Source organism: Lysinibacillus sp. S1, from assembly GCF_044986265.1.
In the GTDB taxonomy this organism is placed as follows: Bacteria; Bacillota; Bacilli; order Bacillales_A; family Planococcaceae; genus Lysinibacillus; species Lysinibacillus capsici.
The window spans coordinates 2,132,237-2,143,690 of sequence record NZ_CP173154.1 but is presented as its reverse complement, the minus strand read 5'-3'; the positions used below and the strand labels follow the sequence as shown (position 1 = coordinate 2,143,690).

At 38.4% G+C, this 11,454-nt stretch carries 12 protein-coding genes and 1 pseudogene (1 of these 13 running past the window's edge); all 13 read left to right on the top strand.

Going from position 1 to position 11,454, the window contains the following annotated elements:
* Nucleotides 1–624: the 3' portion of an ABC transporter ATP-binding protein gene (locus ACHZEU_RS10855; RefSeq protein ID WP_404804504.1), read on the top strand. It extends 171 nt beyond the left edge of the window; the window shows 624 of its 795 coding nt (coding positions 172–795); the start codon falls outside the window, past its left edge; its stop codon occupies nucleotides 622–624.
* Between the two features lie 32 nt (nucleotides 625–656).
* On the top strand, nucleotides 657–1,709 hold the full coding sequence (locus ACHZEU_RS10850; RefSeq protein WP_048395607.1) for an iron ABC transporter permease: 1,053 nt from the start codon (nucleotides 657–659) through the stop codon (nucleotides 1,707–1,709).
* Entirely contained in the window at nucleotides 1,706–2,740 is a 1,035-nt protein-coding gene (locus tag ACHZEU_RS10845; protein WP_404804503.1) for a FecCD family ABC transporter permease, read from the top strand. The genes ACHZEU_RS10850 and ACHZEU_RS10845 overlap by 4 nt, the downstream gene beginning before the upstream one ends.
* A 123-nt stretch (nucleotides 2,741–2,863) precedes the next feature.
* Complete coding sequence (locus ACHZEU_RS10840) at nucleotides 2,864–3,913, top strand: NAD(P)/FAD-dependent oxidoreductase (protein WP_404804592.1); 1,050 nt, start codon at nucleotides 2,864–2,866, stop codon at nucleotides 3,911–3,913.
* A 203-nt stretch (nucleotides 3,914–4,116) separates the two neighbouring features.
* On the top strand, nucleotides 4,117–4,320 hold the full coding sequence (gene rpmE, locus ACHZEU_RS10835; RefSeq protein WP_004269457.1) for a 50S ribosomal protein L31: 204 nt from the start codon (nucleotides 4,117–4,119) through the stop codon (nucleotides 4,318–4,320).
* Between the two features lie 116 nt (nucleotides 4,321–4,436).
* Nucleotides 4,437–5,009 carry a thymidine kinase gene (locus ACHZEU_RS10830; RefSeq protein ID WP_048395608.1) on the top strand — a complete coding sequence of 191 codons (573 nt, stop codon included), beginning with the start codon at nucleotides 4,437–4,439 and terminating at the stop codon, nucleotides 5,007–5,009.
* Between the two features lie 173 nt (nucleotides 5,010–5,182).
* On the top strand, nucleotides 5,183–6,259 hold the full coding sequence (prfA, locus tag ACHZEU_RS10825) for a peptide chain release factor 1 (protein ID WP_404804502.1): 1,077 nt from the start codon (nucleotides 5,183–5,185) through the stop codon (nucleotides 6,257–6,259).
* A pseudogene (gene prmC, locus ACHZEU_RS10820) lies at nucleotides 6,246–7,106 on the top strand (peptide chain release factor N(5)-glutamine methyltransferase). Before prfA ends, prmC begins: the two are co-directional and overlap by 14 nt.
* A gap of 44 nt (nucleotides 7,107–7,150) precedes the next feature.
* Nucleotides 7,151–7,744, top strand: coding sequence for a stage II sporulation protein R (locus ACHZEU_RS10815; RefSeq protein ID WP_404804501.1), 594 nt, complete (start codon nucleotides 7,151–7,153; stop codon nucleotides 7,742–7,744).
* Between the two features lie 101 nt (nucleotides 7,745–7,845).
* Complete coding sequence (locus ACHZEU_RS10810; RefSeq protein ID WP_404804500.1) at nucleotides 7,846–8,880, top strand: L-threonylcarbamoyladenylate synthase; 1,035 nt, start codon at nucleotides 7,846–7,848, stop codon at nucleotides 8,878–8,880.
* Between the two features lie 169 nt (nucleotides 8,881–9,049).
* Nucleotides 9,050–9,547 carry a manganese efflux pump gene (locus ACHZEU_RS10805; protein ID WP_404804499.1) on the top strand — a complete coding sequence of 166 codons (498 nt, stop codon included), beginning with the start codon at nucleotides 9,050–9,052 and terminating at the stop codon, nucleotides 9,545–9,547.
* A 67-nt stretch (nucleotides 9,548–9,614) separates the two neighbouring features.
* Complete coding sequence (locus ACHZEU_RS10800; RefSeq protein WP_404804498.1) at nucleotides 9,615–10,010, top strand: low molecular weight protein arginine phosphatase; 396 nt, start codon at nucleotides 9,615–9,617, stop codon at nucleotides 10,008–10,010.
* An 8-nt stretch (nucleotides 10,011–10,018) separates the two neighbouring features.
* Complete coding sequence (locus tag ACHZEU_RS10795) at nucleotides 10,019–11,302, top strand: methyl-accepting chemotaxis protein (RefSeq protein WP_404804497.1); 1,284 nt, start codon at nucleotides 10,019–10,021, stop codon at nucleotides 11,300–11,302.
* Nucleotides 11,303–11,454 lie beyond the last annotated feature (152 nt).

Here is an 11,454-nt window from a genome sequence, read left to right as displayed (position 1 = left end):
TGTNTTGTGGATTTAGATGGCAAAGCTATACATCAATTAAAAACAAAAGAAGTGGCCAAAAGAATGGCTATTTTACCTCAAACAGCAACAGCACCAGGAGGATTAACGGTTTTTGAACTGGTATCCTATGGTCGTTTTCCTCATCAAGTAGGGTTTGGTACATTGCAAAAGGAAGACTATGAATATATCCATTGGGCTATTGATGTTACGGGGCTAAGAGAATTTAGTGATCGACCAATCGAAGCATTATCAGGTGGTCAGCGTCAGAGAGTATGGATTGCTATGGCATTGGCGCAAGGCACGGATATTTTAGTACTGGATGAACCAACAACTTATTTAGATTTAGCACATCAGCTCGATATTTTATTGTTGCTACAAAAATTAAATAAGGAAGAAGGACGAACAATTATCATGGTTTTACATGATTTAAACCATGCATCACGGTTCTCTCATTTTATGATGGCCATGAGAGACGGCAATTTAATGGTGAATGGCAGTCCAAAAGAAGTGATGACAAAAGAAAATTTACAAAGGGTATTTAATATCGATGCAGAAATGGCTGTATGTCCCTATAGTGAAAATCCAATCTGCCTATCTTATCAGTTGTACGATATGAAAAAATAAAAGCTAGTTGGAAGTTATGAGGAGGAAATAAAATGACTACGTCGACAGGAGTAGGAGAGCTCCACGATTTAGAAGAGCTACAGAAGCGATCTCATCCGATCCGTGGAGTAGTGGCTTTAATCGTAGGAGTAATTGGATTAATAGTTGCCATTGGCTTATCAATTTCTTTTGGTGCAGCAGATATTTCATTGGGTACTGTTTGGACAGCTGTTACCCATTTTTCACCAGAATTAACAACACATCAAATTATCCATGATATTCGCTTACCACGGGTACTTGGAGCAGCATTAGTCGGTGCAAGCTTTGCGGTAGCGGGTGCGATTATGCAGGGGATGACACGTAACCCTTTAGCAGACTCAGGGTTATTAGGCTTGAACTCAGGAGCTGCCTTTATGTTAGCCGTATGTTTTGCCTTCTTCCCTGGGTTGCCTTATATGTATTTAATTTTATGGTCCTTTGTAGGTGCAGGTCTTGGTGTGGCCATCGTTTATGGTATTGGCTCGCTTTCTAAAGGTGGCTTAACACCTATGCGACTAGTTTTAGCAGGAGCTGCTGTTAGTGCGTTACTTGGGGCGCTCGGAGAAGGAATTGCTCTTTATTTTCGTATTGGACAAGACCTCGCATTTTGGTATGCGGGTGGGGTTTCAGGCACAAAATGGAGCCATCTACAAATCTTATCTCCATGGATACTTGTTGCGATGATAGGAGCCCTTATCCTATCACGCTCCATCACCGTACTGAGCTTAGGTGAAGAAATTGCAGTCGGGCTAGGGCAACGTACTGCTATGGTAAAAGTATGGGGAATGATCATTGTTTTAGTTTTAGCGGGTGCAGCAGTTTCTGTTGTCGGTGCGGTTGGTTTTGTAGGGTTAATTATCCCTCATTTAACCAGATACATAGTTGGTCATGATTATCGCTGGATCATTGCTTGTTCCTTGGTATATGGAGCATTGCTTGTTGTGTTAGCTGATTTAGTAGCACGTGTTATTAATCCACCTTATGAAACACCCATTGGTGCGCTCATAGCCTTTATTGGAGTACCATTCTTCCTTTATTTAGCTCGAAAAGGAGGGAAAGAACTATGAGTAACAGCTATTTAACACCAAGTCAGCTAAAGGCGAAAAGGAAACATTTTTCCATCCTTGCTACGCTCATTGTGTTAATTGTTATTACCTTTGTCATAAGTATGAATACAGGTGTCATTAAACTGACACCAATGGAGGTTCTTCGGACTCTTTTTGGTCAAGGTGATGCACAACAGCAGCTTATCTTATATGAATTCAGACTTCCAAGAATTGTGATTGCTGTATTAGTAGGTATGGGGTTAGCTATATCAGGCGCTATTTTACAGGGCATTTCTAAAAATGCCTTAGCAGACCCAGGAATCTTAGGGATTAATGCAGGAGCAGGACTAGCGGTTATGCTCTATGTGTCATTTTTTCCAACTACGAAAGCAGCACCTGTTTATTTACTGCCTATACTGGCTTTTGTAGGAGCAGGTTTGACAGCTGTACTGATTTATTCACTTTCTTATCGACGCCATGAGGGGATTACACCAATGCGTTTAATCTTAACTGGGGTAGCTGTGGCAGCAGGGATTAGCTCGGCTATGATTGTGCTAACACTACGTCTATCGCCAGAGAATTATCAATTTGTAGCAACATGGCTAGCGGGTAGCATTTGGGGCTCAAATTGGAGATTTGTTCTGTCGTTATTACCATGGTTAGTTATCTTATTGCCATTCGTCTATTCAAAATCACGTGTATTAAACATATTGAATTTAGGCGAATTAACAGCAGTAGGACTAGGTGCCTCGATAGAAAAAGAGCGACGCTGGTTGTTGGCTGCTGCTGTTGGTTTGGCTGGAGCTAGTGTTTCAGTAAGTGGTGGAATTGGTTTCGTTGGCCTTGTTGCGCCACACTTAGCTCGACAGCTAGTTGGGGCTAAACACCAGTTTTTATTGCCAACCGCAGCTTTATTAGGAGGTTTTTTAGTGTTAATGGCTGATACAATCGGTCGTTCCATTTTAGAACCTTCAGAAATTCCAGCAGGGATTGTGGTAGCAGTTTTAGGAGCACATTATTTYTTGTATTTANTAGAAAGTATAAAAANGTAAATAGCACTCTTTCCTTTGTGTGTGAATAGTATTGCCATGAGGGGAAAGAATAGACGGTTATTAGATTAATTCTTGTCAAACAATTTACGTTTGAATAGATTAGAAGGGGATGGAGAAGAGGAAATGTCAGAGGAACTATATGATGTAACGATTGTTGGTGGTGGTCCAGCAGGGCTTTATACTGCCTTTTATAGTGGAATGCGAGATCTAAAAACGAAAATTATCGAGTATAGCTCACAACTAGGTGGTCGTATGTTAATATATCCTGAAAAAATGATTTGGGATGTAGGTGGAGTAACACCTATTTTAGGTGGTCAGCTTATTAAACAACTTGTGGAGCAAGCTGAAACCTTTGATCCAACGATTGTCTTAAATCAAAAAGTGGAAAAGTTAGATAAGCAACAGGATGGAACATTTATTTTAACATCCTCTACAGGAGAAAAGCATTATTCCAAAACGGTTATTTTAGCAGTAGGCTATGGCGTCCTTTCTATGCAAAAGCTTGAAATTGAAGGAGCGGATCGCTACGAAGTAACGAATTTACATTATACAGTTCAGGAATTAGAAATCTTCCGAGACAAGCATGTGTTGATTTCAGGTGGTGGTAATTCTGCGGTTGATTGGGCTAATGAGCTAGAGTCAATTGCCGCAAGCGTCACGATTGTTCATCGGCGAGATGATTTTGGTGGACATGAAAAAAATGTCTTACGTATGAAAGAATCCTTAGTTCATGTAAAAACGCCCTMTGAAGTGRTTCAWTTGCATGGGGACGGTGATTTAATTSARKRKGTRKSSATTGTCAATAAAGATACCGATGAATTGGAACGAGTAAAGGTAGATGCTGTCATTGTAAATCATGGTTTAAAATGCGATTACGGTGCGCTTGAAGAATGGGGATTAAATATTCAGGATGGCGTAGCAATTGTTAATGAGAATCGGGAAACGAACGTAGCCGGTATCTATGGAGCTGGTGATTTTATTGATCATCCTAGTAAAGTTAGATTAATATCTGGTGCATTTACTGATGGAATACTAGCATTAAATAGTGCAAAACTATACTTGGAGCCAGATGCACCGAAAGTAGCCWATGTATCTTCACATAATATTCGCTTTAAAGAACGAAATGAGAAAATTGGGTTAGTAGACAATGATTATCGTGAAGTTCGCGGTTAGGTATTAGGGATGGTTTGCTTTTAATATTTTTTACTTGAAAATGATAAAATGTCTATGCTATACTTCAAAAGTATGCAMCGTGTACATATGTAGCTGACGTTCCACTTCGACACAACTTTTGTAGTCGACATATTCGGGCTATGTAAGGTACAGTTCGATAATACTCTGTTCCAGATGGTTCAGGGCGAGAGGAGAAAACGAATATGAAACAAGGAATTCATCCAGACTACAAAGAAGCAACAGTAACTTGCTCTTGTGGGAACACTTTCAAAACTGGTTCAGTAAAAGAAAACATCGTTGTCGAGTTCTGCAACGAATGTCACCCATTCTACACTGGCCGTCAAAAATTCGCGTCTGCTGATGGTCGCGTGGATCGTTTCAACAAAAAATACGGTCTTAAAAACTAATGTTAGTTTAATACCTGCCAAGCATGCGCTTGGCAGGTATTTTTTTCAGTAAATAATACACGTTGATGCAAGTCTTTTCAAAATCCAGATTGACACAAAGAAAGGGAGAAGACAAAATGGCACAGCTATATTTTAAACATGGTGCAATGAATAGTGGAAAGTCAATAGAAATTCTAAAAGTTGCCCATAATTATGAAGAACAACAAAAACCTGTAATGATGTTTACTTCAGGTCTAGATACGCGTGATGAGGTGGGCTTCGTTTCCAGTCGAGTAGGTTTACGACAACAAGCCATTCCTGTTTATGAAGATACAAATATTTTTGAAATAGTGAAAACTAATGCTGTCAAACCTTATTGTGTGCTTGTGGATGAAGTTCAATTTCTAAAAAAAGCACATGTTTTACAGCTAGCTAACATTGTGGATAAATTGGACATTCCCGTAATGGGCTTTGGTTTAAAAAATGATTTTCAAAATGAGCTATTTGAAGGTAGCCAGTACATGCTTACATATGCAGATAAAATTGAGGAAATGAAAACAATTTGCTGGTTCTGTCATAAAAAAGCAACAATGAATTTGCGAGTAGATGAAAGTGGAAAGCCAGTTTACACAGGAGATCAAATTCAAATCGGTGGCAATGATTCGTATTATCCTGTTTGCCGAAAATGTCATGCAAATCCACCGCTTTAAAGCTAAGTAGCTTGTTAAAGCGCTAAGAAAAAGTAGCATACATGTGAAAATTTCCTTATACTAAGTAGTGGAAATAAGAAATGAAAAAACCATTACGCCTTAGCGTAATTTTGATGAAAGCGGCTTCTCTGTAAAAAAGGAGCAATTTAAAAAACTAAATAGAGGTGAAATCCATGTTTGATCGATTACAAGCAGTGGAAGATCGTTATGAAAGGCTTACTGAGCTTTTGAGCGATCCGGATATTGTTAATGATAGTAAGAAATTACGCGAATATTCTAAGGAAMAATCAGATATCCAAGAGACAGTAGATACTTATCGTGAATATAAAAGTGTTAAAGAACAGCTAGTAGATACACGAGAAATGTTAGATAGCGAAAAAGATCCTGATATGCACGAAATGGTAAAGGAAGAATTTAACCTATTAAAAGCACAGCAGGAAGAGCTAGAAGAGCGATTACGTATTTTATTAATTCCAAAAGATCCGAATGATAATAAAAACGTTATTATGGAAATCCGTGGGGCAGCTGGTGGTGACGAGGCTAATATTTTTGCAGGTGACTTGTTCCGTATGTATTCTCGCTATGCAGAAACGCAAGGCTGGAAAATTGATATTATGGAAGCTACACCAAACCCAATGGGCGGCTATAAAGAGGTAATCTTTATGATTAATGGACAAGGAGCCTATTCAAAATTCAAATTTGAAAATGGCGCACACCGTGTACAACGTGTCCCTGCTACAGAATCACAAGGCCGAATTCATACATCAACAGCAACAGTTGCTTGCTTACCTGAGGTTGAGGAAGTAGATGTTGAAATCCATGAAAAAGATATCCGTGTAGATACATTCGCATCTTCTGGTGCGGGTGGTCAATCTGTAAATACAACAATGTCTGCTGTTCGTATGACCCATTTACCGACAGGTGTTGTGGTTTCGATGCAGGATGAACGTTCACAAATTAAAAACCGTGAAAAAGCAATGAAAATTCTTCGTGCTCGTGTTGCAGATATGTATATGCAGGAAGCGCAAAAAGAGATTGATGCTACACGTAAATCAGCTGTCGGATCTGGTGACCGCTCTGAGCGAATTCGCACATACAATTATCCACAAAACCGCGTAACCGACCACCGTATCGGCTTAACGATTCAAAAGCTAGATCAAATCGTTGAAGGCAGACTAGACGAGATTATCGATGCTCTTATTTTAGAAGAACAAGCATCGAAGTTAGAGCGTTTAAATGATGACTTATAAAAATGTGATGGAKDCCYTTGRGTGGKCTTVTBCTTTTDYWRTKGATRATGGTYGTSAWCAAACWGCAGCGCGGATTGTTATGCAACATGTGCTTGGTACTAGTTATGGAGAAGTTATGTTGCATTTGCAAGATGAATTAACAGCAGCGCAGCAAATGAGATTTAATGAGCTCTTAGAAGAACATGTCAATGGACGCCCTGTCCAATACTGTGTTGGGTATGAGGAGTTTTATGGCCGTTCATTCTTAGTCGATGAATCTGTCTTAATACCACGACCTGAAACAGAGGAATTGGTGCTTGGAACAATTAATCGACTACCTAAATTATTTACAAAGCAAACATTGAAGCTGGCTGATATCGGTACAGGTAGTGGAGCCATTGCTATTTCAATGAAGCTGGAATGCCCAGCATTAACGGTCATAGCTASCGATTTATCAGAAGCTGCACTAGCAACTGCTCAAAAAAATGCAAAGCAATTAGAGGCAGATATTGATTTTAGATTGGGAGATTTAGCTGCTCCACTTGCAGGAGAAAAATTTGATATTGTTTTATCGAACCCACCGTATATCGCATTTGATGAGGCACAAGCAATGTCAAGCGTTGTGCTAGAGCATGAGCCGCATAGTGCCCTCTTTGCCGAGGAAGATGGTCTTATTTTATATAGAAAATTAGCCGAACAATTACCAGCTTATATGAATAGGCCAGCGTTGATTGGATTAGAAATCGGTTATACACAGGGGGAGAAAGTAGCCAAATTCTTTCAAGATAGTTTTCCACAGGCGACAGTTTCAGTAGAAAAAGATATTAACGGTAAACCTCGAATGATTTTTTGTSAGCYACATGTATAAAGTTTCTTATTCTTGCCAACAATGTTGAGCAAGGAGGGATTTTTATGTTGAACGAATACAAGATTATTAGATTACCTAAACAAAATATCTTTCTAGCTTTTGCTAGACTAGTATTAATTGCGATTGTTTTACAGTTATGTGTTTTATATATTCCAACATTAGTAGGTTTGGCGAAGGAATCTTCCGGTGATGTGCAAGAAAAAGATTTTCGTATACGTGTTATCGCAAACAGTAATACTGCACAAGATCAGCTAGAGAAACAGCAGCTTGTCCAAGATTTAAAGCCATACTTTCTACAACTGGGTACGGCTGGATTTGCTGTGAATGAGCAAATTCTTTCTTTAAAACAACAAATTGAAGCTAAACTGAGCGAAAATTATCCACAATTGGATGCACAGGTTGTTGTTGGGGATAATTTATTCCCACCAAAAAGACAAGGTGCTGTACTTTATCCACAAAATGTCTATCAATCAATTGTTGTAAAGATTGGTGATGCCCGTGGAGATAACTGGTGGTGCAGTATTTTCCCATCGATATGTGAGCCTGATAAAGAAGAGGTAAAAGAAGAAGTAGAAGTAGAAGAAAAAGAACAAGTTACATTCTTTATATGGGAATGGATTAAAGGACTTTTTGAATGAATTGTGCACAAATTCAGACAACTTATACACATTTTTTATTAAGTTATAAACAATATGTGGATAATTCAGTAAAAACGAATAATTGAAGGTAGGTATTAATCATGAAAACTGTTTGTAAGGTTGTGGACAGTAATGTGAATAGTCAGATTAATTATACACAAGCTGTGGATATCTTAAATGCAGGAGAGGTAGTCGCATTTCCAACAGAGACGGTTTATGGCTTAGGAGCGATTGCCACAAATGATCTGGCAGTTAAAAAGATATTTGAAGCAAAAGGTCGACCTTCAGATAATCCTTTAATTGTCCATGTTGGTACAAAAGAGGAAGTAGCGATCTATATCGAACATATTTCTGACATAGCTAAACAATGCATGGATTTATTTTGGCCAGGACCATTAACACTGGTGATGCCAGCGAAGCCAGATGTATTAGCTAAAAGTGTCACAGCTGGGTTATCAACAGTTGGGATTCGAATGCCTGATCATCCAGTAGCGCTCGCCTTACTACAACAGCTCCAAAAACCGCTTGCTGCACCGAGCGCTAATCGTAGTGGAAAGCCAAGTCCTACAGAAGCCGTTCATGTATTAGATGATTTAGAAGGGTACATACCTTATATTTTAGATGGAGKTTCTACABDCATAKBGYTTKWGTCWVCTGTAVYAGATTTGACACATGAACCTCCAGTAATTTTACGTCCASGTGGCATTACGAAGGAAATGCTTGAGGCTAAGATTGGTCCAGTGATTCAACCAACTAAAATAGAACAGAAGCTAGACGCAACGCCTAAGGCACCGGGAATGAAATATACGCATTATGCACCAAATGCTCCCGTGTATTTAATAGACTGTGATGTTGAGAAAGTCAACGAAGCTGTTCTGCATTTACAGAGACAAGGACATAGTGTAGCACTACTTGCACCTGAGAACTTTGAAGAAATTAAAGTGGATTTTTACTTCTCTATTGGTGAAGCAGGAAGTAAAGAAGAAATGGGTGCGGCCTTATATAATGCACTTAGAGCATGTGATAAAACTACCGCTACCGTAATATTAGCAACAACTACTTCAATAGAAGGAGTAGGTGCAGCTATTATGAATAGACTTGAAAAAGCCTCTGGAGGTAAATGGTATTCATTGTAAATAATAATAGAACAATTATAGGCAAAAGACATTGAAAAACCACATGTTTTTTGTCTTTTTTTGTCCAATTATTATATGTTAAAAATGAAAAACAATAGTAAACAGTTATGATAATAATGTATTTTCGAGCATAAAATGATAAAATATTAGGGAGCGAAGGAGTGCGTTCTTGCAGGGAATTCTTGCAGGTATATTAACGTCTGTTGATGTGATTGGTCTATATGTTTTGCTGCCAAATGTTAGATATCGATTATTTTTATCATTATGGACGGCTGCATTACATATGCTTTTTCCTTTATTAGGGTTTGAATTAGGAAGCTATTTAGTTCGATTTCTATTAGAATGGGGACAATGGATTTCAAGTATTTTATTATTTTGTATCGGGATGCATTTATTATTATTTTCGCACAGAGATGAAAAAGTAACGATTTCACCTGTACTTTTAGCAGTGACTGCAAGCCTAGACACCTTTTCAGTTAGTGTTTCTTTTGGTATGCTTAACTTAGAAAAAACGATTTTTATTATGAGTGCAGGCTTAAGTGCATTAATTTGTGCTTATGGGTCATTAGTTATAGCACGTAGGAGCCAAGTCTTTTTTGGCAATAAAATTCAAATCATTGCTGGCATTATATTTATAATCATGAGTATTCTAGCTATTCAACACTAGATAAAWKTGGAGAGTGATARGKGTGAMMATMWTATTTGTTTGTAMASKCAATACTTKTCGCAGTCSGATGGCAGAAGCTATKTTAAAACATAAACAAATAAAMAATGTAGAAGTGCGCTCAGCGGGTATTTATGCGATGCCTAATGCACAAATGTCAGCACATGCACAACAAGTGTTAAATGAAGCCCAAATGTCCCATCAACATTTTGCGACGCAATTATCACAAGCTGAAATGGCATGGGCAGACTTAGTTTTAACGATGACGACTGCTCACAAAGATACCGTCATTTCCAATTATCCAGAAGCTGAGCATAAAGTATTTACATTGAAAGAGTATACAAATGAATGCAGTTTAGAAAATGTAGTGGATCCTTATGGTGGTAATAGAGCAATTTATGAAGCAACATTTGCAGAATTAAAAGAACTGGTTGATCAATTAATACAAAAACTAGAAAAGAATTGAGGGGTCCTATGAAAAAACAATTTGGTTTACGCCTAAAGTTGGTGTTATTTGTTAGTGTTCTTGCACTAATCACCTACAGTGTMAGTTTTATATTCATTGAGTTTWTACAACCTACCTTCTTCCCTGACACAAATCGAAAAGTTTTTGAAGTGATTACGTATGCGTTAGGCATAACTTGGTCAGGGATATTAGCTGCCTTTTTAAGTGTAATCCTCATCAAGCCGTTGCAGCAGCTTGAACACTCAGCAACACTTGTGGCAGAAGGAAAAATAGGACAGGATGTACAAATGCCTAATACAAATGATGAGATTCGATCTGTTGCAGAGGCATTCCAACAAATGGTGTTAAACTTACGTCAAATGGTGGAAAGTATTGATCATAACTTCCAACAAACGAATCAATCGATTATCCAGCTTTCAGATGAAGCAGGAGTGGCAACAAGAAAGGCAGAAGGCATTGCATCTACCGTAAAGCATATTTCTACAGGAGCAGAAGCATCTGCAACTGCTGTACAAGATACTGCTGAAGCGATTGAAGATGTAAGAACGCTTGCAACAGAGGTAAATAGTAGGGCAGAAGCATCAGCATCACAAACTAAAGAGATTCTACATAATTTATCGACAACAACAAAAGCCATTGAAACATTAGTGAATAGTATYCAACAAATTGCGACAGGCAATAATGAGGCATTAAAAAGCATTCATGCGCTAGAAGAGAATGCTGGACAGGTAGAACGAATAATTAGCTTAGTTGGTGACATTGCAGCACAAACCAATCTGTTGGCACTAAACGCCTCTATAGAAGCTGCTCGTGCAGGAGAACATGGAAAAGGCTTTGCAGTAGTAGCTGAAGAAGTCCGTGGTTTGGCTGATGAAAGTGCAAAAGCAGTGCAAGGAATTACAGCTTTAATTCAAACCATGCAGCAAAACGTAGAGGTAGTTGTGAAACAAATGAACGAACAAGTTGCCTTTGCAACAAAGGAAGCCGATCGAGTGTCTGAAACAACGACAGCAGTAGAAAATATGGCTTCTAATGTACATGAAATGGCAACATCAATTGTTGAGATTTCTTCTTTAATTGAACAGCAAATGCATAATATTGAAACGACAGCTCGACAATCACAGGAAGTTGCTGCCATTGCGGAACAAACGTCAGCAGGTGCACAGGAAGTTCGTAGTGCTGCTGAAGAGCAAGCCTATGCAATTGAACAAGTCGAGCATCTGGCTCAAAGTTTGAAAAAGCAATCGGAAGCATTGCATAAAATGATCCAACAATTTGATAGACAAGCATAGTCCTGAAGGTTATACATAAATCCCATGAAAAATCGGATTTATGTATAACCTTTTTTATTAAAGGACAATTTATGTCCACTGTAAGTAAAAAGCTAAAAAAACTTCAGTAGATGGAATATTACAACAAAAGACCATTATCCGAACTTATTAAC

What these genes read in the sequence shown, in the direction of transcription:
- ACHZEU_RS10850 (WP_048395607.1), top strand. Translation starts at nt 657, where the DNA reads ATGACTACGTCGACAGGAGTAGGAGAGCTCCACGATTTAGAAGAGCTA.
- rpmE (WP_004269457.1), top strand. Translation starts at nt 4,117, where the DNA reads ATGAAACAAGGAATTCATCCAGACTACAAAGAAGCAACAGTAACTTGC.
- ACHZEU_RS10830 (WP_048395608.1), top strand. Translation starts at nt 4,437, where the DNA reads ATGGCACAGCTATATTTTAAACATGGTGCAATGAATAGTGGAAAGTCA.
- ACHZEU_RS10815 (WP_404804501.1), top strand. Translation starts at nt 7,151, where the DNA reads ATGTTGAACGAATACAAGATTATTAGATTACCTAAACAAAATATCTTT.